This is a genomic window from Pseudomonas sp. SWRI154 (genome assembly GCF_014268645.1).
GTDB classification, from domain to species: domain Bacteria; phylum Pseudomonadota; class Gammaproteobacteria; order Pseudomonadales; family Pseudomonadaceae; genus Aquipseudomonas; species Aquipseudomonas marvdashtae.
This window is the reverse complement of the sequence record NZ_JABWQW010000002.1, coordinates 347,280-367,169: the sequence shown is the minus strand read 5'-3', so window position 1 is coordinate 367,169 and position 19,890 is coordinate 347,280. Positions and strand designations below refer to the sequence as shown.

Here is a 19,890-nt window from a genome sequence, read left to right as displayed (position 1 = left end):
GTCTCGATACTGGATACGATTAACGGTTTATCCGTATAACCTGAACCGCCGTATACGGAACCGTACGTACGGTGGTGTGAGAGGACGGCGGATGTAAATCCGCCTCCTACTCGATCTGTCGTTTGGTGTTTTTTCAGGGCTATTGGTCAATCGAACCGATAAATGTCCATCCCCAGCGCTCCCATCGTGAATCCCTCATGGGCGACGTCGAACTTTCCACCGGCCCCTCGGGCAAAATACAGCGGCAGCAAGTGTTCGTCGCTGGGGTGGCTGCGTACTGCGTTGGGCGCTTGGCGACGGTAGCCGTGCAGCGCCGCCTCGTCGTCGGCGGTCAGTTGTTCGACCATCCAATCGCGGAAAGCCTTGGCCCATGGCTCGACGCTGTCTGGACCGGCGTTCCAGTCCAGGTCGCGAAGGTTATGCGTGATGCTCCCGGAGCCGATCAGCAGGATCCCTTCCTGGCGCAGGCTCGCCAGGGCCCGGCCAACCTGCGTCTGTAACATCGGCCCTTGGCGGCTGGGCAGGGAAATCTGTATCACCGGAATATCTGCCGCGGGGTACATCAAGGAGAGCGGCACCCAGACGCCGTGATCGAATGGCCGTGCCGAGTCGAGACGCGCCGGCAAGTGCGCGGCAACAAGCAGGCCGGCCACGCGCGCAGCCAGTTCCGGGTCTCCGGGCGCCGGATATTGCACCGCGTACAGGGCTGGCGCAAACCCACCGAAATCATGCCAGGTGCGCGGCTGTGGGTTGGCGTTGACCAACAGTTCATCGCTCTCCCAATGCGCCGAGACAATCACAATTGCTTTAGGCCTGGGCAGTTGCGCGGCCAGGCGAGCCAATGCCGGGCCGCTTTCACCGGGTTCCAGGGCAAGCATGGGTGAGCCATGGGAGATAAACAGGCTGGGCAGCATGAACGCGCTCCTGAGCGTTAAGATGTGCCATCTTCGGTCAGGTCGATGTTGCAGATCTAATATAAGTTTTAACCTGTTTTGATCGATATTTTGGAGCGATACCATGGAGCCGGAGTTTTGGCATAAGCGTTGGGCTGCGAACCAGATCGGTTTTCACCTGCCGCAAGTGAACCCTTATCTGCAGCGTTTCTGGCCGCAACTGGGACTGCCCCGGGGAACGCGGGTGCTGGTGCCTCTTTGCGGAAAGACCCTGGATTTGCTGTGGTTGGCGCAACAAGGGTGCTCGGTACTGGGCGTAGAGCTTTCGGAGAAAGCCATCAGCGATTTTTTCCTCGAACAGCAGCTTGAACCGAGCGTGACTGAAGAGGGCGCGTTCAAGGTGTTTCGAGCCGCAGACATTGAAATTCGCTGTGGGGATTTCTTTGCGTTGACGGCGGCGGATGTGGCGGATTGCGCGACGCTGTATGACCGCGCTGCGTTGATCGCCTTGCCTGCGCCGATGCGCGAGCGGTACGTGGCCCATCTGCAGGGCATCTTGCCGGACTGCGTCGGGCTGTTGATTACGCTCGATTACGACCAGGACGAAATGCCTGGACCGCCGTTCTCCGTTGGTCATGACGAGGTACAGCGGTTGCTGGGTGCAGCTTGGCAATTGGAGATCTTGCAGGAACAGGATGTGCTGGGAGAGAGCTGGAAGTTCTTGCAGGCGGGGGTGAAACGTCTGGAAGAGCGGGTGTATCTCATATCCCGCCGCTGATGTGGACCTTTGCTCGCAACGCCTGGCCAGCAGCCAAAAAAAAGCCCGCATCGCTGCGGGCTTTCGTTTGAGGCTCTGGCTGTCAGCCGCGGCGACGCAGCGCGTCGATACGCTCTTCCAGCGGCGGGTGGCTCATGAACATGCGAGCCAGGCCCTGCTTGATGCCACCGTTGATACCAAAGGCATTCAGGGTATCGGGCATGTGCACCGGCAGACCTTGCTCGGCGCGCAGGCGCTGCAGGGCGCCAATCATGGCACTGGTGCCGGCCAGGCGTGCGCCGGCGTCGTCGGCGCGGAATTCGCGTTTGCGCGAGAACCACATGACGATGGCGCTGGCGAGGATGCCCAGGACCAGCTCGGCGAAAATGGTCGCCACGTAATAGGCGATACCCTGGCCTTCTTCGTTCTTGAAGATCACTTTGTCGACGAAGTTGCCGATGATACGGGCGAAGAACATCACGAAGGTGTTCACCACGCCCTGGATCAGCGCGAGGGTCACCATGTCGCCGTTGGCAACGTGGCCGATCTCGTGGGCCAGCACGGCCTTGACTTCATCGGGTGAGAATCGCTCGAGCAAGCCCTGGCTGACGGCGACCAGCGCGTCGTTCTTGTTCCAGCCGGTGGCGAAGGCGTTGGCCTCGTAGGCTGGGAAGATCCCGACTTCCGGCATCTTGATCCCGGCTTCACGGGACAGCTGCTCGACGGTTTGCAGCAGCCATTGTTCGTGACGAGTGCGCGGCTGGCTGATGATCTGGGTGCTGGTGCTCATCTTCGCCATCCACTTGGAGATGAACAGCGAGAACAGGGAACCGGCGAAACCGAACACCGCACAGAAGATCAGCAGCTGATTGAGGTTGAGATCAACCCCATTGGCCGCCATGAACCCGTTGAAGCCGAAAAGGCTCAGGGTGATGCTGGCAATCAGCACGACCGCCAGGTTAGTGGCCAAGAACAGCAGGATGCGCATCATGGTGGTGGAAATCTCCTCATGCTAAAGATGTAGCGTTATGCGGGGTATATAAGGTGCTGCCTCAGGCTATTCAACTCGCCTACTATTTCAAACTGTGTCCTACAGGCGTCCTAAATGTTTGAAAGACTTTTCCGAAAGTGATTACGGAAAAGGAATGCGGCGCCGCTGCCCTGTGAACGTTGGCCCTGGCCGAACATCCGTTCCGCAGCTCTCAGTGTAGAAGGGCTGCCGAAGCTGGCGGAACGGATATGTTGCTGAATCAAACAGCATGCGAGCGAGGCGGCTCGCACGCGGTCCGGGTTACTGTCGGTAGGACTTGAGGAAGTTGCCGATTCGGCCAATGGCCTGGTCCAGGTCATCGACCCGCGGCAGGGTCACGACGCGGAAGTGATCCGGCCATGGCCAGTTGAACGCCGTACCCTGAACGACCAGCAGCTTCTCGGACAGCAGCAGGTCGAGCACGAACTTTTCGTCGTTATGGATCGGGCAGACCTTCGGGTCGATCCGCGGGAAGGCATACAAGGCGCCCATCGGCTTGACGCAGCTGACGCCAGGAATGTCGTTGAGCAATTCCCAGGTGCGATTACGCTGTTCCAGCAACCTGCCCTGGGGCAGGACGAGGTCGTTGATGCTCTGGTAGCCACCCAGCGCCGTCTGGATCGCATGCTGGCTCGGCACGTTGGCACACAGGCGCATGTTGGCCAGCATGTCGATGCCTTCGATGTAGCTCTGGGCATGGTGCTTGGGCCCGGAGATGGCGATCCAGCCGGAGCGGAAACCGGCGACCCGATAGGACTTGGACAAGCCGTTGAAGGTCAGGCACAGCAAGTCCGGCGCCAGGGATGCGGTGCACACGTGCACGGCGTCGTCGTAGAGGATCTTGTCGTAGATCTCGTCGGAGAACACCACCAGGTTGTGCTGGCGGGCCAGTTCCAGCATGCCCAGCAACACTTCCTTGGAATACACGGCGCCGGTCGGGTTGTTCGGGTTGATGATCACCAGCGCCTTGGTGTTCGGGGTGATCTTGGCCTTGATGTCCGCCAGGTCTGGGAACCAGTTGGCCTGCTCGTCGCACAGGTAATGCACAGGGTTACCGCCGGACAGGCTCACGGCGGCGGTCCACAACGGATAGTCCGGAGCGGGCACCAGCACTTCGTCGCCGTTGTTGAGCAGGGCCTGCATGGACATGACGATCAGCTCGGACACGCCGTTGCCCAGGTAGATATCCTCGATGCCGATGCCTTCGACCTGCTTTTGCTGGTAGTACTGCATCACCGCCTTGCGTGCGCTGAACAAGCCCTTGGAATCGCTGTAGCCTTGGGCAGTCGGCAGGTTGCGGATGACGTCCTGGAGGATCTCATCGGGCGCTTCGAAACCAAAGGGCGCCGGGTTGCCGATGTTCAGCTTGAGGATGCGGTGGCCTTCCTCTTCCAGGCGCTTGGCGTGCTTGAGCACCGGGCCGCGAATGTCGTAGCAGACGTTGGCGAGCTTGTTCGATTTGCTGACCTGCATGGCGATGTGTTCCCGAAAATGAACGATCCAGGCGGCGTATGAACTACCGTACTGGGGATCCTGCGTCTGTGCCCAGGCCTGACGCGATAGATGCGCCACAATCCGTTTGAATGCGCATGGCGTGACTGCCAGACTGGCATCTGACGAGGCGCAATCATACGTGCCGCCCGATCTGCGGAAAAGCGTCGGATCGGGCTTTTTCAATTGCCGAGGTAGGACGATGGAAAAGTTGCAGAAAACCCTTGAAGAATGGCGCGCCATGCTCGATCCGGAGCAGTACAACGTCTGCCGGTTGAAAGGCACCGAGCGGCCGTTCTCCGGTAAATACAACGACACCAGGATCGACGGTGTGTACCACTGCATTTGCTGCGACGAACCGTTGTTCGACTCGAAGACCAAATTCGATTCCGGCTGCGGCTGGCCGAGCTTTTACGAGCCGCTCGTAGGCAGCGCGGTGGTGGAGGTGCGCGATGTCAGCCACGGCATGATCCGCACCGAAGTGGTCTGCGCCAAGTGCGATGCACACCTGGGCCACGTCTTTCCAGACGGTCCGCCGCCGACCGGCCTGCGTTACTGCATCAACTCGGTGTGCCTGGATCTCGTGCCACGCGAGTAAAGAATGGCTCAGTCCTTCGCCAGCAGGCCATTTGCAGAGGTTGGAGCAATTAAATTGCACACAATTTAATTGCTCGCTATCTTCTGCTTCCCACTTTTTTCTGGAGCCACCCATGACTGACAATCTGTTGAGCATCCCTTGCACGACTATCAAGGGCGAACAAAAGACCCTTGCCGATTTCGCCGGCAAGGCGGTACTGGTGGTCAATACCGCCAGCCAGTGCGGCTTCACCCCGCAGTACAAGGGCCTTGAGACGTTGTGGCAGTCCTACAAGGACCAAGGGCTGGTGGTGCTGGGCTTTCCCTGCAACCAATTCGGCAAGCAGGAACCGGGTAACGAGGGGGCGATTTCCGAGTTTTGCGAACTTAATTTCGGCGTGAGCTTCCCGCTGTTCAAGAAGGTCGAGGTCAACGGTGCCAACGCCCATCCGCTGTTCGTCCAGCTCAAGCAGCGGGCGCCGGGTCTGCTGGGGTCCAAGGGTATCAAGTGGAATTTCACCAAGTTCCTGATTGGCAAGGACGGTCAGGTGGTCAAGCGCTTTGCCCCAACCACCAAGCCCCAGGACCTCACCGCTGAGATCGAAGCCCTGCTCAAATGAACCAACTGCCAGTCGATTCGCTGAAGCTCGACAACCAGTTGTGCTTCAAACTGTACGCAGCATCGCGGGCAGTGATCCGAAGCTACAAGCCGATGCTTGACCAACTCGGCCTGACCTACCCGCAATACCTGGCGATGCTGGTGCTGTGGGAATGGCAGGACAACCCGCCGGAGCAACCGACGGTCAAGGCGTTGGGGGAACGATTGCTGCTCGATTCCGGCACGCTGACGCCGCTGCTCAAGCGCTTGGAACAGCTGAAGCTGGTCCAGCGCCAGCGCTCGGCCCGTGATGAACGGGAGATGCATCTGAGCCTGGCGGAAAGCGCAAAGGCCCTGCGTGAGCGGGTCGGTCCGCTCAAGGTCCGTTTGCTGTGCGACAGTGGGATCGACCTGGCTCGCGTGGGTGAACTGCGCGACGGCCTGGATCATCTGCTGGCGCAGATCAAAGCGCTGACGTAGTGGCCACCCACTGATCCAGCAGTGCCGCCAACTCTTCGCGACGGAACGGCTTGGACAAATAATCGCTCATGCCCGCGGCCCGGCAGCGCTCGCGTTCTTCAGGCATCGCATTGGCGGTCAGGGCGACAATCGGCAGGTTCGGCCAGCGCCCGCAGCGGCGAATCTGCCGGCTGGCTTCGTAGCCATCCATGACCGGCATGTTGCAATCCATCAACACCAGGTCGAAATCCTGCTGTTCGAGCTGGTCCAGGCCTTCGGCGCCGTGGGCCGCGACGACCACTTCGCATCCCAGCTTCACCAGCATGCCCTTCGCCACCAGTTGGTTGACGGGGTTGTCTTCCACCAAAAGCACCCGTCCACGCGGGGAGAGGGTCTGTGCCTCGATTTGTGCATCATTGATCGTGGTCGCCTCGCTTTGCAGGGAGCGGCGCAGGATCTGATAAAGCGCATGGCGCGCCAAAGGCCGGGCCTGCTGTAGCAAGGGGGCGAGGGCAGCCGCTTCTTCGCTGGGCATGAAGCTGCCGTAGGCGGTGACCAGCAGGATAGGGGCGTCGAAGGTGGGCCGCAGATTGAACAGGCATTCCGGGCAGTCGGTGATCAGAATGTCCGGATTGAGGCCGAGCAGCCCGTCATCCACCGTGCGTTGTACATAATCCAAGCCCCAGCTGGGCAACAGCATGCCCAACAATTCGGCCAAGCCGCTGCTGGCGGTAGTAATCGCGACGACATTGCCACGCAACGATTCGACGGGCGTTGCAGGGGTGTGGCAGGGCAGCGGCAGCTCGGCGCAGAACTGGCTGCCGAAGCCTGTCTCGGAGCTGATCGTCAACCGGCCCTGCATGGCTTCGCAGAGGTTGTAGGTCAATGCCAGTCCCAGCCCGGTGCCGCCAAATTGACGGGTAATGCCGGCTCCGGCCTGGGTGAACGGCTGCAGGATGCGAGCCTGGGCTTCCTGCGGAATGCCGATACCCGTGTCGCAGATTTCAATCCGCACGCCACCTTCGTAATGGCTCAAGCGCACGTCCACCCGGCCGAACCGAGTGAACTTCAACGCGTTGGACAGCAGGTTGCTGACGATCTGGCGGACGCGGGTCGGGTCACCCAACACTTGCGCGGGAAACTGTGGTTCGATCAGGCACGCCAGCTCGACGCTCGGGGCGGCATTTTGGGAAAGCAGGTTGGCCGTGTCTTCGACCAGGGCGCCCAGGTCGAACGGGATGCGCTCGAGCTCCAATTGGCCCGCATCGAATTTAGACAGGTCGAGGATGTCGTTGAGCAATTCCACCAAGACCTTGCCCGAGTCATGGGCAATCGACAGCTGTTGCTGTTGTTCGGCCGTAAGTGGGCCGTCCAGGGACAGGGCAATCATCCCCAGCAGGCCGTTGAGTGGCGTGCGGATCTCGTGGCTCATGTTGGCCAGGAACGCCGAGCGCGCGTCGGCCATGTCCAGGGCGGTACGCCGGGCAACCTCGAGTTCCTCGTTGGACTGGCTGAGGCGGGCATTGATGGCCTTGAGTTCGGCGGTGCGCGCCGAAACAATGGTTTCCAGTTGCGCCAGGTAGTCGGTGAGGCGGTTTTCAGCCGTGCGCCGCTGCTGGATTTCGGTGGAGATGTTTTCGAACTGTTGGTTGGCGACTGAAACCAGTACGCCGATCTCGTCGTACTGGTGGCCGGAAGGACACTCCAGCGGGCTCTGTTCGCTGCTGCTGGGGTCTCGGCTGCTCAGCTCGCGGATGACCCGCACCAGCGGCTTGGTCAGCATGACGTAGAACAGCGCCAGCAACAGCCCGGTCAGGATCAGGCTGCGGGCGAAACCATTGAGCAAGGTGATTTCGGCCCGGCGCAGGAAGCGACTGCCGAACGAATAGGTATCGACGTCAAGTCGCAACACACCCAGGGATTCGCCGGGCAGATGATTCAAGTACAGCCGGTCCTCGAACTGGCGTTGGGCGCCGAACAGAAAGTCGCTGATGAACCGGTAGCTGCTTTGCAACTCGGGGCGTTTGACGCTTGCCAGGACGGTGTTGGTGTTATCGATCAGTTCGGCGCCGATGATGGCCGGCGAGCGCAGCAGGCCCAGGGCCAGCTCCTGGGCGAGTTCGGCATCGATGTTATAGGCAATGCGCGAGGCCGGGTTGTGGCTGATTTCCAGCAACGAGAGGATTTCCCGGTTGATCGATGCGTCTTCGCTGGCATAATCGATGCCGATCTGCACCAGGCTCAGCAAGGTGCCCAGCACGAAACCCACCAGGACGGTCAGTCGGGCCTGCTTGTACGACAGCCGTTGGGTGAACCTGATGTCCATTGAATGGTGAACCACTTACGTTTCCCTTCGCCGGTCAAGCATAGCTGATCATCTCTGAATGTCGGTGGTGGCCGGTGTGTAGTGTTTGAACAGACCCGCCATTGGCGTCGTCGTTTCGTCGCTGAAGCGTCATCATTACCGTGAACTTGTCCGAGGAGAAGACGTGGACGCCCGATTGAATGCTTTTCTTGAGCGCGCCGATGCGGTGCTGGCCCGTATCGAGCCCCTGTTGCCCGCTCCACGACCCGCCATCGACTGGTCCCGGACTTTGGCTGCCCGCTGGCAACGCGACGGGCGCAGCGGTTTCCTGCTGCCGCTTGAAGTCAGTCTCGATATTCGTTTGTCGGACCTGATCGGCGTGGATCGCCAGGTGGAGCAGTTGGGCCGCAACACCCAACAGTTCATCGATGGCATGCCGGCTAACCATGCGTTGCTCTGGGGTTCGCGTGGCACCGGCAAATCGTCGCTGGTGCGCGCCTTGCTGGCCGAACATGCCGGGCATGGCCTGCGCTTGATCGAGATCGAGCGTGATCACCTGGCCGATCTGCCCCGGGTGGTCGAGCAGGTGGCGAAACTGCCGCAGCGCTTCGTGTTGTTCTGCGATGACCTGTCGTTCGAATCCGGCGAGGGCGACTACCGCGTGCTCAAGAGCGTGCTTGACGGTTCCCTCGAGCAGGCGCCGGACAATGTGCTGCTGTATGCCACTTCGAACCGCCGCCATCTGGTCCCCGAAAAGGAAAGCGACAACGAGAACTGGAAGCGCGTCGACGGCGAGCTTCACCCCAGCGAAGCCGTGGAAGACAAGATCGCCTTGTCCGACCGTTTCGGGTTGTGGTTGTCGTTCTATCCGTTTACCCAGGAACATTTTCTCGACGTGGTGGAGCATTGGATCGGTGTGCTGGCCGCGAAGGCCGGGCTGGCCTGGCAACGTGACGAAGCGCTGGATATACAGGCGGTGCGCTGGGCGACCGGACGCGGCAACCGCAACGGACGTTGCGCCTATCAGTTTGCCCGCTATTGGGTGGGCCTCAAACTTCTGGAGCACAAGGCATGATCGATTTGATGAGCACCGGGCAAGGCCTCGAAGGCTACGGGCTGCTATCGGCACAATTGCAATCGCTGCTGGCGGATGAGCGGGACCTCATTGCCAATGCTGCGCAATTCTCGGCGTTCCTGTTCAGTCAGCTGGACGATCTGAATTGGGCTGGTTTTTACCTCAATCGTAATGACGAATTGGTACTGGGCCCGTTCCAGGGCCAGATTGCCTGCGTGCGGATCCCGTTTGGCCGTGGCGTGTGCGGTACTGCCGCGGCGACCCGCCAGACCCAGCGCGTTGAAGATGTTCATGCATTCGCCGGGCACATCGCCTGCGACAGCGCATCGAACAGCGAGTTGGTGGTGCCGCTGGTCAAGGACGGGCGCCTGATCGGCGTGCTGGACCTGGACAGTCCGCAACTGGCGCGCTTTACCGAGCATGACCAGGCCGGCATTGAACAATTGGTCGCAATATTCCTGCGCTTGACCGATTGCTGATCACGTTTTCAATCCTGCCTTGGCCAACAGGCTGTCCGGGTCGATTTCATCGATCTGGCGCGGGTCGAGAAACGCCTCGGCGTAGTGCAGGTAGATCCGCTCGTCGATGAACAGCCCGAACAGCTCGGGATCGATATGGGCATCGCGGCACATCGTGGCCATGATGCCCAAGGCTTCACTCAGCTTCTTGGCTTTCTTGTAGGGCCGATCGGCGGCCGTCAGCGCTTCGAAAATATCGGCGATGGCCATCATTCGAGCCGGCAGGCTCATCTGCTCGCGCTTGAGTCGCTTGGGATAGCCGGTGCCGTCCATCTTCTCGTGGTGCCCCCCGGCGATTTCCGCGACATTTTCCAGGTGGCTGGGAAAGGGCAACTGGCTGAGCATCAGGATCGTCTGGACCATGTGATGGTTGATCATGTAGCGCTCCTCGCGAGTCAGCGTGCCGCGGGTAATGCTGAGGTTATAGAGTTCGCCGCGGTTGTATTTCCAGGTCGGCACATCGAGTTGGAAACCCCACGGATTGTCGGCCGGAATTAGCTCGGCCGGATGCCGTTCGAACAGATGTTCGGGCTTGTCCGCCAGCAGCGGTTCAGCGACGGGCAGCGTCGGCGCCGGCTCGCGGGCCTGGCGCCGATTTTCCTCCCAGGACACGCCCAGGCGATCGTCCAGGGTTCGGGTCCAGGTGCGTTTGGCGATGCGTTGCAGGCGTTGCAAGTCGGTGTCCGCCATGGCTTCGGAGCCCAGGTTGCAGCGTGCAACGAAGGCGAAGTCATCATCGAGGGCGGCTAGCGCGGTGTCACGTCGTTGGGCCAGGAGAGAGGCTTCGCCACCGGTTGCCAGGGCCTGCCAATAGTCGACCCAGGCGTCGCGCTTGAGGACTTCGAAGCGGGTGCGAATTTCATGGATACGATCGTTCAAGGTTTCCAGCTTGGTGGCTTTGTCCACCACGTACTCAGGCGTGGTGACCTTGCCACAGTCATGCAACCAGGCTGCGATGTGCAGCGCCTCCCATTCATCTTCCGTCGGCTTGTAGCCTTCGAACGCCGGTGCCTGGCTGGCGGCAGCCGCCTGGGCGAGCATGAGCGTGAGGGCCGGTACTCGCTGGCAGTGGCCGCCGGTGTAGGGGCTTTTGGCATCGATCGCGCCGGCGAGCAATTGGATGAACGAGTCCAGCAATTGCTTTTGCCTGGCTTGCAGGCGCTGGCTTTCGATGCTCACCGTCGCGGTGCCCGAGACCGCCTGCAAGAAAGCGATGCGGTCTGGCTGGAGCTTTTCCAGGTCGGCTTCGGTGCCGGTGTCAGCGATCAATAGCACTAACGCGCCGACGGTTTCCTGATGACGGTTGCACAGGCGTATGCCGATCAAGTGCACGCGGGGGGCGTCCAGTGCCAACAGAACGCTACGCAAATCGGCGGCCTGCTCGAAGCCCAAGGAAGAGACCAGGGTTTGCGCGGCGCCCAGTTCCCGGAACCACTGCGGGCTGTCCGAGGCATTCAATGCATAACCTTGTAGCGCGAAGGCCTGGAGATCCTGAGGCGTTTCATTGATGACCAGTCCATACGGCTTGATCTGCTCGCCGTCGTTTTCGCGCAGGTAGATCAGGCCGGCCTGGGCCTGGGCGATTTTCACGGTCTCGAACAGCACCCGCTCCAGCAGTGGGGCGAAACGGGTTTCAGCGCGCAGGCTGGCGGTGATCTCGAAAAAACTCGCCAGGGTTTCTTTCATGCGGGCCATCGAAACGCTCAGTTGATCCACCTCCAGCACAGGGGAGCGACGGGACACCGGGTAACTGAAATTGAAGCTGCGGATGGCGTCGGCCTCCCTTACCAACCCACGCAACGGCTTGACCAGAATTCGCGATGTCAGCCAGCCCAAAGGCAGGCACAACAGTAAGGTGGCAAGGGTGATCAGCGCGCCTTGCCAGCGCAGTCGATAGGCATCGGCCAGCAACTCGTCTTCCGGCACCAGCAGAGCCAGTTGCAGCCCCTCTGGCCCACCCTCCTGCATGTGGCTGCGGGAGACGATCCACTGGCGCCCGGCCGCCTCCAGGCGTGGCATGTCACTGTCATTGTCGAGCGCGGCGGCGATGGCCGGGTGCAAGTCACGCGCCTTGATCAGGTGGGCCGACTGGGTGTCAGTGACCAGTCGCTCGCTGTCGGGGTAGCCCACGGCGTTGCCTTGAGGGTCGATCAGGGCGATCTCGGTGCCGGTCGTTACCTTGTGCTTGGCCAGCGTCTGGGACAACGCGGCCAGGGTGAGGTCCGCGCCGATGACCGCTCGCTCGCCGCTGCGTCGGGCGAGGGTCGTGCCGATATTACGGCTGGAAAAAAACACGTAGGGTTCGGTGGTGATCTGCTCCGTGGCGTCCATTGCGCTGCGAAACCAGCCCCGGCTGCGCGGATCATAGTCTTCACCGAGGTGATCCTGGCGGCCGATCAGCGTCAGCGCCTGGTCATAAAACAGCGACTGGGAGTGAACCGAACCTGCGTCGCCTGCGCGCTCGACGGTCCACACCTCGTAGAGCGCGTCGGCTGGAGCCTTCAAGGCGTTTTTAGAGGTTTCGGTGCGCAAGGATCGAACCATCAGGAAATTGCCGTCGCGATCGCCCAGATAGAGCGATGCGAGGTTCGGATTGTCCCGCAGAGCCTGGCTGAAAGGGCCGAGCAGGGCCAGTCGTTGCGACATCTGGGGCATGCGTGTTGCTGGATAATCGGCCAGCAGGCCGAGCAAATGGCGGATCGGTTCGTAAGTGTCGTACAGGTCCAGGCGCACAGTCTGTTCGATTCGATTGAACAGCTTTTCACTGCTGGACAGGATGATTTGGGTGGTCTGTCGATAATTGAAGACCCCCAATACCACGCCGGTCAGCAGCAGGAGCAGCGTGAACATCACGCTGATATGGACGTGCAGGGGAAACCTGCGTTTTTCTGGACGCGGTGCGCTGGGCATTTCCGTCACTCCAAGTGTTGGGGGAAATCGCCCCCTGCTACGCACTGCTGAGCGAACAGCATAGTAAACACTGGATTATTTTGCCTTGGCGATCGCTGTTTCCAGGCTGCGCCCCAGTTCAATCATCGCCTGGCTCAGCGCGTTGATGTAGCCATTGATTCGTTCGGGGGGCAGTGCTTGATGGCAGGCCTGTTCCAACGCGTCGCACAGTTGAATCAGCGCAGTGGCCTGCACGATGCGGGCGACACCTTTTATCTTGTGCGCCGTCTCGGTAATCGCCTGCCGGTTTGCGCCGCGGGCGACGTCAAGCAGTTCCTGGCGGTCAGCGCGGTTGCTGCTGAGAAGTTCCGCCAGCAGGCGGTGGGTGGAGACCGGGTCGCCGCCGGTCAGCGTGTGCAGGCTTTGCAAGTTGAAAGCTCGGGAAGCATTGATGGGTTTGATGGCGTTCATCCATTGATTAAGTGCGCTCAGGCTGATCGGCTTGAACAGGCAGTCGTCCATGCCGGCATCCTTGCATCGCTGTTTTTCCTCGGGCTGCGCGTTGGCGGTAAATCCCAGGATGGTACAAGGCGGCTGTTGCTGTTCGGCCTCGTGTCGGCGAACCGCCCGGGCAAGTTCGTAGCCGCTCATGATGGGCATGTTGCAGTCGGCGATGATCAGGTCGAAATCCCCGTCAAGCCAAGCCTTGAGACCTTGCTCGCCGTCGTGGCTGACATGGTGGGGATGACCCAGATAATTCAGCTGCTGGGACATCAGCAGACGATTGGCCGGATGGTCGTCCACGACCAAGACGTTCAGTGTGCACGTCGCTGTTTCAGTCACAGGCGTAACCGGAACGCTGGCTTCTGCCTTCGGCAGGATGGTCAGCGGCAAGGCAATCCGCACTTGGGTTCCAAGGCCCGGCTGGCTGTTCATGTGCAGTTCTCCACCCATGGCCTCGCACAAGTGACGGCTGATTACCAGGCCAAGCCCCGCCCCCTTGCGGGCCATCCGGCTGCCGTTATCGGCTTGGGCAAACGGCTCGAACAGACGTCCGAGGTCTGCCGGACTGATACCGATGCCGCTGTCGCTGACTTCCATCTGCATTTGCAGCGTCTTGTCCCGGGCGGCCTGGGACAGCTTCACGCTGACCTTCACTTCGCCTTGCTCGGTAAATTTCAAGGCGTTGCTGACCAGGTTTGAAAGCACCTGCTTGAAGCGCAGCGGGTCCATTCGCACGTCCGGGTTGATTCCGGCAGGCTCGAATTGCAGGGACAATCCAACGTTCTTTTGCCGGGCCAACCCTTCGAAAACCCGCATGACCGATTGCACCAGGGCCTTCAGGTCAACTCGTTCGGGCGCCAGGCTCAGATGGCCTGTTTCGATGCGTGCGATGTCGAGGATATCGCCTATCAGCTCCAACATGCCGGACGCCGACTCGTACGCGACCTCAATCGCCGAGCGGTCAATGTGACCCTTGTCGGCGTGTTTCAGGGCCAGTTCAAGCATGCCGATCACTGCGTTCATGGGCGTACGGATTTCATGGCTCATGGTCGCGAGAAAGGTGCTCTTGGCCCGATTGGCGTCGTCGGCCTGTTCTTTGGCTGCGCGCAGTTGCTCGACGAGCTGGCGCCGTTCGCTGATATCAATCCAGCCGCCGATGATCCCTTGCACCTGTGCCGCAGAGTTACGGTACGGAAGGATCCAGTGATAGATCGTCAGCTTCCGGTTGCCGATGTGCAGTGGCCGGTCGGTGATCAGCGCGGTGCCCTCAGCCATGACGCGTTGATAGTCCGCCTGGTATTCCCGGGCCTCGAAAGCATTGCTCATGGCACCGGGCATGATGTTCTTGCCGATGACTTCCTCACGCTTCGCGTTGAACGTTTCCAGGTAACTGTCGTTGCAGCTTTGCAGCACTCCATCGCGGTCTCGCACATAGATCGGATGGGGGGTGCCGTTGAGCAGGGCGTGCATGAACTCGAGTTGGTCATTGAGCGCCAGTTCTGCCCGCTGGCGTTGCCTGATCTGTCGCTGCATGTAGGCATTCCATGCCAGCGAAAGCAGCAGTAGCAGGCCCGCGCCCGCAACGACCTGGAGAAACACGCGATTGTAGGTACGCCAGGTACTTTCCGATGCCGAGATGTAGCCGCGCCAGCGGTTGTTGATCACGCCCAGTTCGTCGGGATCGATGCTGGTCAAGGCCTTGTCAAGAATGGAGCTCAGCTCCGTGGCGGTTCTTGCGGTGGCCAGCGAGAACATGGCCTGCTGAGTCCCCACGGTGCTGCTGATTTGCAACTTGTCTTTGAGCGAGTGGGACGAGATGAAATAGTTGGCCATGACCAGCGAGTTCACGCCACCGTCGGCCTGGCCTTGGGCGATCATTTCAGCGGCGTGCAAGGAGCCGACGGTTTCGATTATTTTGATGCTCGGGTACTGGTTGCGTAGAAACTCTATGATCGGATTGCTTTTGGCGATTGCCAGGCTTTTGTCCCCGAACTGGTCGAGGGTGGTGGGTGTATCGGAGTGTTTACGGGTCAGCAGAACGAATGAGCTATCGAGGTAAGGGCGGCTTAACTTCATCTGTTGTTGCCGCTCGCTGCTGGGTAAAAGTGCCGCAATCACGTCGGCGTGACCTTCCAGGACCGCCGCAATCATGTCGTCGTCGTTCTGGTGACGTTGGACGTCCAGGCGTATGCCGGTACGCAACCGGATCAGCTCTAGCAGGTCGGCACTGATCCCGCGAAAATCGCCGTCCGAATCAAAGAAAGTGAACGGGGCCGCGGTTTCGTTCACCGCCACTCGAACCACCGGATGCCTTGCCAGCCAGCGCTCTTCCCGGTCGGTCAGTTGTATCTTGTGCTCTGTGAGGTACAGGTCGCTGCCGGCACTCCAACGCTTGGCGATAGCCGCTTGCTCGGCGATGGAGATCTGGTTCAGCGTGGCGTTTATGACTTCCAGCAACCGGGTATCGTTGCGTCGCACCGCGAAACCGAATCCGTAGGATTCATGTTTGCCAAAACTGGCCATGCGGATGTTGCTCAAGTAACCCTTGCTGATCATGTAGTGGGTGGAAATGGTATCGCCGAGAAACACATCGGCTTGGCCGAAGGCGACGGCGTTAATAGCGTTCTGGTAGGAGGGGTACGTGGTGATAAGCGCCTTGGGGTACAGTTTTTCGATGTCACGGGGCGGCAGGTAGTGGTAGACCATGCTCAGCCGCAGCCCGTCCAGATTATCGGTCAGGGGGCGGTTTTCATTCGTCCGGGTGACCAGGACAGGTTGATCCACGGCATAGGGAGCCGATAGAACGATGCCCGGATCCTGGGCTTCGAAGCCGTTGGCGGTGCCGAGCAGGTCTATTTGCCCGGTCTTGAGCGCGGTAATGGCTGCTTCGCGGGAATCGAAGCGCAGGACTTTCATCGGCAGGCCGCTGGCCTTGGCGATGACTCCGGCATAATCGGCGGTCATGCCTTCGTAATCACAACCGCTGCCGGAAAGATCGAAGGGCGGATAATCCGGCGCAGAGGTCCCCAGGACCAGTTCCTGACGACTTTGCAGCCAGGCACGGTGGGTATCATCAAGCTTGATCTCGAGATGATCGGTGCTCGCACGGCTCAGCAGGGCATAGTGCTCAGGCACATTTGGCGCAGCCACGAGAAACACCGCATAAAGCCCTGAACTTAACAGCAGCAGGTACTTGCTTATGCATTTGAGCATCCTGTTATTTCTCACACCAATGCGTTGCGCTTTGCCATTTCGATCAAATCCACCAGCGACTTCACTTTGAGTTTCTGCATCAGCCGTTTTTTATAGGTGCTGACCGTTTTATTACTTAGGAACATGCCTTTGGCTATTTCCTTGTTGGTGCGTCCCTGGGCAAAAAGTTGCAATACCATCAACTCTCGGTCGTTGACGCTTTTGAAAAGATCCAGCTCGACACTGCGCGGATCATCGTCACGTACGGGGGTGAGCGCTTGACTGGGAAAGTAGTTGTAACCGGACAGTACGGCTTTGATTGCGCTGACAAGTTCACTGAGGTCTTCTTGCTTGCAAACATAACCGGATGCGCCGGACTGCATGCATCGAATACCGAAAAGTGTGGGGGATTGTGCTGTCAGCACCAGCGTCTTGAGCGCAGTGCCCATGGCATTGAAGCGAGACAGTATTTCCAGTCCGTCAAGTTTGGGGATGCTGATGTCCAAGATGACCAGGTCCGGCATGCACTCACGCACCATTTGCATCGCGTCGACGCCATTGTCGGTTTCCCCTACGACTTTATAGCCTTCGTGCTCGAGGAGCATTCGAACGGCGAGGCGGATGACCGGATGATCGTCAACAATGAAAACGGAGTTCATGAATAAGTCCCCTACGAGCCTAATAAAGCGCGCACCTTAGCCCAGTTAAGGTCAAGTCGCGCGAGGAGACAGGCATGCATGATCAATTTCAGAAGTTTCCTACAAAAAAAGAGGCGAGGTACCACGATGTATTTAGTTGGTCGGTAGGCAAATGGCGTGAGGAGGGGATGCTATATGTTCAGTTGTGGGTGGGTTTAGTTCTAATAATTAATCAGGTCGTTAATAAACGGCTATCGTCATCTATTGACAGGCGCAGACCAGCAACCGACCCCGTTCGCTCAGGAGGCGGTTGCTGAAAGAGGTTGCCTCATTGACGCGTGCGACCGGTCATTTCCTGGGCCATTTCGCTGGCATAGCTGTCGGTCATGCCGGCGATAAAATCGATCATCCGCAGGAATGCGTTGTGCAGCGAGCCGTCAGGATCGGGTGCGTTATTGCCGAGAAGGTCGAGGATGCGACGGTTCTTGAACGAAGGGGTACGGCCGCCGTGTTGTTCCAGCGCAGCTCCGCAGAATCCATTGAGCAAGATCTCCAGCGTGGTGTAGGCGCCGATTTCATTCAGGGTTTTTCGCTTGTCCTGGAATATCTTCTTGCGGGCCATGTCCTTGGCGTTCAGTACGCAGCGCTTGGCTGGACCGTGCATGTGCTCCACCAGGTCTCCCTGCAGCGTGCCCGCCAGCAAGGCGTCCTGCTGCTCGACGAATGCCCGGGCGGCGGCGTTGGTGAGGTGTTCGATGGCCTTGCCACGCAGGATCGCCAGTTTTCTGCGCCGCGAATCCTGCGGCCCGAGCTGGCGATAGGTTTCCGGCAAGTCGTCTCCGACCAGGTCCAGGAGTAGCGATTCAACCTGCGGGTATTCCAGCAGGTCCATCTCGACGCCATCCTCCAGATCGATCAGGGCATAGCAGATGTCATCGGCCGCTTCCATCAGGTAGACCAGCGGATGCCTTGCCCAGCGCTGGTCCTCGAGTTGCGGCAGGCCGAGCTTATGGGCAATCTGCTCCAGCAGTGGCAGCTCACTCTGGTAACAGCCGAACTTGTGTTTCTTGTAGCCCAGGGAGTCCGCGTGACGAGCGGTCCACGGGTATTTCAGGTAGGTACCCAGGGTCGCGTAGGTCAGCCGTGTGCCACCGTCGAACTGATGATATTCGAGCTGAGTGAGTACCCGGAACCCCTGGGCATTGCCTTCGAAATTAAGGAAGTCGTTGCGCTCGGCATCGCTCATGGCGTCAAGCCAACCGCGTCCCGCCGCTTGTTGAAACCAGTAGCGGATCGCGTCCTCGCCGGAATGGCCGAACGGCGGGTTCCCGATGTCATGGGCCAGGCAAGCCGATTGGACCACCATGCCCAGGTCACTTGGCTCGCACCAGTCGGGCAGGGCGCTGCGGATGGTTTCCCCGACGCGCATGCCCAGGGACCGTCCGACGCAACTGACTTCCAGCGAATGGGTCAAGCGTGTGTGGATATGGTCGTTGCTGGACACCGGGTGCACTTGCGTCTTGCGACCAAGGCGACGGAAGGCTCCAGAGAAGATGATGCGGTCGTGGTCTTTGTGAAATGGGCTGCGGCCCAGTTCTTCCGGGCTGTGCAGCGGTTTTCCCAAGCGTTCGCGAGTCAGCAGGGTGTGCCAATCCAAGGCCGGTGCTCCGTTTGATGAGTCGATGCCTTAGCTTCCCGGTTCGAGCGGTGTCCCGCAAGGCCCCAGAGCCTCGATCAGTTGTGCCCGGGTGTTGCGTCCACCGCCGGATCGGGTCATTACCGGCTTGAAGGCGTCAGGGTTTGCGCGCGCTCTTCGCCAGCTTGATCAGGGGAAGCACTGCCGTTGCCAGCCGGACCAGGCGCGACAAGCCGCCAGAACGCCCGCTTCGGGTTCGCTTGCCTCCAAGGAAGCCGAGCAAGGAAACCGCGGCTACGCCCCAAAGGGACGCGTGCTTGAGGCCGAAGCCCTCATGCCAACTTTTCGTGAAGCCGCGTACCCGTTGCAGCGGATGCAGCAGTTGGCGCGTTTCCTGGCGAATTTCCTGGCGATGCATTTCCATGCGCAGGCGCACCAGCGCCTTGCGCATTTCCTGTCGGGTACGGGCTTGGGGAATATCAGGCAGACTCATGGCAACAGGCGCTCCCGGTCGTTGGCCAATTCTTCCAGGGTGGCATGGAAAGGGGACGACTCATCGTAGATTGCTGCCTTGAGTCGAAGCCCACAGAACAACGCCGCCAACAGATAGAACAGGCACAGGCCGATAATCCCCGCCAGGCGATAGGTGTCCCATACCAGGATCAGCACCAGCGCCGACAGCCCAACCAACAGCAGCAAACCAAAAACCAGTGCAAGACCTGCAAACAACAGCAGGCTGACGGTACGCGCCTTCTGTTCCTGCAATTCAATGCCGAACAATTCGACATGGCTGTGCAGCAACCCGAGGAATGCCGCGCCCAGGCGACGCGCTGTGGGTCTTGTGCCCGATTCGGGCGAGCCGGATTCGTCGATGCCCATCATCAGCGCCGAGTCGCCAGCAGTCCGATCAAGAAGCCCACGCCCGCCGCGATGCCGACCGATTGCCAAGGATTGGCCTGTACGTATTCTTCGGTGGCGATGACCGCCGCCTGGCCGCGCTCACGCACAGAGTCTTCGGTCAACTTGAGAGTGTCGCGGGCACGCAACAGGGTTTCGTGGATCTGGCTGCGCAATTCGTCAGCCTGATCGCCCGCCAAGGTCGCGGTGTGATCGAGCAATCGTTCAGTGTCCTGGACCAGCGTCTGGAAATCTTCCATCAGGGTTTCTTGAGCAGTCTTTGCCTGGGTTCTGGCCATGGGTGCATCTCCGTAAGTGACGTCTGAAGCGTTCGAGTATGAGCCTTGCCGGAAGGTTCAGTGAAACTGAGTGGTACATCTTTTGCTCTGGATTTTGCGATGTACTGGTGCATCCACCCGCGCCAGTGCGCTG

General features: G+C 59.8%; 17 protein-coding genes. 6 read left to right on the top strand and 11 right to left on the bottom strand.

Annotation, left to right across the window (positions count from 1 at the left end; genetic code table 11):
- Positions 1–146 precede the first annotated feature (146 nt).
- Positions 147–914 (bottom strand): DODA-type extradiol aromatic ring-opening family dioxygenase, encoded by a 768-nt coding sequence (locus HU806_RS03610; protein WP_186609935.1) that lies wholly within the window; start codon positions 912–914, stop codon positions 147–149.
- 103 nt (positions 915–1,017) lie between these two features.
- Here HU806_RS03610 and HU806_RS03605 point away from each other — a divergent pair, with 103 nt between their 5' ends.
- Positions 1,018–1,671 (top strand): thiopurine S-methyltransferase, encoded by a 654-nt coding sequence (locus HU806_RS03605; RefSeq protein ID WP_186609934.1) that lies wholly within the window; start codon positions 1,018–1,020, stop codon positions 1,669–1,671.
- A gap of 82 nt (positions 1,672–1,753) precedes the next feature.
- Here the strand turns inward: HU806_RS03605 and htpX are convergent, their stop codons facing one another.
- Both htpX and HU806_RS03595 read right to left on the bottom strand, forming a co-directional pair.
- Positions 1,754–2,641, bottom strand: coding sequence for a protease HtpX (htpX, locus tag HU806_RS03600; protein ID WP_003199411.1), 888 nt, complete (start codon positions 2,639–2,641; stop codon positions 1,754–1,756).
- 300 nt (positions 2,642–2,941) lie between these two features.
- A complete protein-coding gene (locus HU806_RS03595; RefSeq protein WP_186609933.1) occupies positions 2,942–4,153 on the bottom strand; it encodes a pyridoxal phosphate-dependent aminotransferase in 1,212 nt (403 codons plus the stop codon).
- Positions 4,154–4,373: 220 nt separating this feature from the next.
- Between HU806_RS03595 and msrB the strand changes: the two genes are divergently transcribed.
- From msrB to HU806_RS03580, 3 genes are all read left to right on the top strand, one after another.
- On the top strand, positions 4,374–4,769 hold the full coding sequence (msrB, locus tag HU806_RS03590; protein WP_186609932.1) for a peptide-methionine (R)-S-oxide reductase MsrB: 396 nt from the start codon (positions 4,374–4,376) through the stop codon (positions 4,767–4,769).
- Positions 4,770–4,881: 112 nt separating this feature from the next.
- The gene (locus HU806_RS03585; RefSeq protein WP_186609931.1) at positions 4,882–5,367 is read left to right on the top strand and encodes a glutathione peroxidase; all 486 of its coding nucleotides are present in this window, start codon (positions 4,882–4,884) and stop codon (positions 5,365–5,367) included.
- The gene (locus HU806_RS03580; protein WP_186609930.1) at positions 5,364–5,825 is read left to right on the top strand and encodes a MarR family winged helix-turn-helix transcriptional regulator; all 462 of its coding nucleotides are present in this window, start codon (positions 5,364–5,366) and stop codon (positions 5,823–5,825) included. Before HU806_RS03585 ends, HU806_RS03580 begins: the two co-directional genes overlap by 4 nt.
- On the opposite strand, the gene HU806_RS03575 is transcribed toward HU806_RS03580, so the two are convergent.
- Positions 5,809–8,130, bottom strand: a complete 2,322-nt coding sequence (locus HU806_RS03575) for a hybrid sensor histidine kinase/response regulator (protein ID WP_186609946.1) — start codon at positions 8,128–8,130, stop codon at positions 5,809–5,811. The two genes, HU806_RS03580 and HU806_RS03575, sit on opposite strands and share 17 nt — an antisense overlap.
- A gap of 163 nt (positions 8,131–8,293) precedes the next feature.
- Here HU806_RS03575 and HU806_RS03570 point away from each other — a divergent pair, with 163 nt between their 5' ends.
- Both HU806_RS03570 and msrC read left to right on the top strand, forming a co-directional pair.
- Positions 8,294–9,184, top strand: a complete 891-nt coding sequence (locus tag HU806_RS03570; protein WP_186609929.1) for a DUF815 domain-containing protein — start codon at positions 8,294–8,296, stop codon at positions 9,182–9,184.
- A complete protein-coding gene (gene msrC, locus HU806_RS03565) occupies positions 9,181–9,663 on the top strand; it encodes a free L-methionine (R)-S-oxide reductase MsrC (RefSeq protein ID WP_186609928.1) in 483 nt (160 codons plus the stop codon). The genes HU806_RS03570 and msrC overlap by 4 nt, the downstream gene beginning before the upstream one ends.
- On the opposite strand, the gene HU806_RS03560 is transcribed toward msrC, so the two are convergent.
- The 7 genes from HU806_RS03560 to HU806_RS03530 form a co-directional block, all read right to left on the bottom strand.
- Entirely contained in the window at positions 9,664–12,612 is a 2,949-nt protein-coding gene (locus HU806_RS03560; protein WP_186609927.1) for an HD domain-containing phosphohydrolase, read from the bottom strand. It lies immediately after the preceding gene.
- A gap of 75 nt (positions 12,613–12,687) precedes the next feature.
- Positions 12,688–16,308, bottom strand: coding sequence for a transporter substrate-binding domain-containing protein (locus tag HU806_RS03555; protein WP_186609926.1), 3,621 nt, complete (start codon positions 16,306–16,308; stop codon positions 12,688–12,690).
- An 11-nt stretch (positions 16,309–16,319) separates the two neighbouring features.
- Complete coding sequence (locus HU806_RS03550) at positions 16,320–16,946, bottom strand: response regulator transcription factor (RefSeq protein ID WP_186609925.1); 627 nt, start codon at positions 16,944–16,946, stop codon at positions 16,320–16,322.
- A gap of 307 nt (positions 16,947–17,253) precedes the next feature.
- Entirely contained in the window at positions 17,254–18,582 is a 1,329-nt protein-coding gene (locus HU806_RS03545) for a deoxyguanosinetriphosphate triphosphohydrolase (RefSeq protein ID WP_186609924.1), read from the bottom strand.
- 136 nt (positions 18,583–18,718) lie between these two features.
- Positions 18,719–19,054, bottom strand: a complete 336-nt coding sequence (locus HU806_RS03540) for a hypothetical protein (protein ID WP_186609923.1) — start codon at positions 19,052–19,054, stop codon at positions 18,719–18,721.
- Positions 19,051–19,440, bottom strand: coding sequence for a phage holin family protein (locus HU806_RS03535; protein WP_186609945.1), 390 nt, complete (start codon positions 19,438–19,440; stop codon positions 19,051–19,053). The genes HU806_RS03540 and HU806_RS03535 overlap by 4 nt, the downstream gene beginning before the upstream one ends.
- Before the next feature lie 2 nt (positions 19,441–19,442).
- Positions 19,443–19,757, bottom strand: coding sequence for an ElaB/YgaM/YqjD family protein (locus HU806_RS03530; protein WP_186609922.1), 315 nt, complete (start codon positions 19,755–19,757; stop codon positions 19,443–19,445).
- Positions 19,758–19,890: the final 133 nt, after the last annotated feature.

Coding starts and splice junctions, on each gene's coding strand:
- HU806_RS03610 (WP_186609935.1), bottom strand. CDS start 914: ATGCTGCCCAGCCTGTTTATCTCCCATGGCTCACCCATGCTTGCCCTG.
- HU806_RS03605 (WP_186609934.1), top strand. CDS start 1,018: ATGGAGCCGGAGTTTTGGCATAAGCGTTGGGCTGCGAACCAGATCGGT.
- htpX (WP_003199411.1), bottom strand. CDS start 2,641: ATGATGCGCATCCTGCTGTTCTTGGCCACTAACCTGGCGGTCGTGCTG.
- HU806_RS03595 (WP_186609933.1), bottom strand. CDS start 4,153: ATGCAGGTCAGCAAATCGAACAAGCTCGCCAACGTCTGCTACGACATT.
- msrB (WP_186609932.1), top strand. CDS start 4,374: ATGGAAAAGTTGCAGAAAACCCTTGAAGAATGGCGCGCCATGCTCGAT.
- HU806_RS03585 (WP_186609931.1), top strand. CDS start 4,882: ATGACTGACAATCTGTTGAGCATCCCTTGCACGACTATCAAGGGCGAA.
- HU806_RS03580 (WP_186609930.1), top strand. CDS start 5,364: ATGAACCAACTGCCAGTCGATTCGCTGAAGCTCGACAACCAGTTGTGC.
- HU806_RS03575 (WP_186609946.1), bottom strand. CDS start 8,130: ATGGACATCAGGTTCACCCAACGGCTGTCGTACAAGCAGGCCCGACTG.
- msrC (WP_186609928.1), top strand. CDS start 9,181: ATGATCGATTTGATGAGCACCGGGCAAGGCCTCGAAGGCTACGGGCTG.
- HU806_RS03560 (WP_186609927.1), bottom strand. CDS start 12,612: ATGCCCAGCGCACCGCGTCCAGAAAAACGCAGGTTTCCCCTGCACGTC.
- HU806_RS03555 (WP_186609926.1), bottom strand. CDS start 16,308: ATGCTCAAATGCATAAGCAAGTACCTGCTGCTGTTAAGTTCAGGGCTT.
- HU806_RS03550 (WP_186609925.1), bottom strand. CDS start 16,946: ATGAACTCCGTTTTCATTGTTGACGATCATCCGGTCATCCGCCTCGCC.
- HU806_RS03540 (WP_186609923.1), bottom strand. CDS start 19,054: ATGAGTCTGCCTGATATTCCCCAAGCCCGTACCCGACAGGAAATGCGC.
- HU806_RS03535 (WP_186609945.1), bottom strand. CDS start 19,440: ATGGGCATCGACGAATCCGGCTCGCCCGAATCGGGCACAAGACCCACA.
- HU806_RS03530 (WP_186609922.1), bottom strand. CDS start 19,757: ATGGCCAGAACCCAGGCAAAGACTGCTCAAGAAACCCTGATGGAAGAT.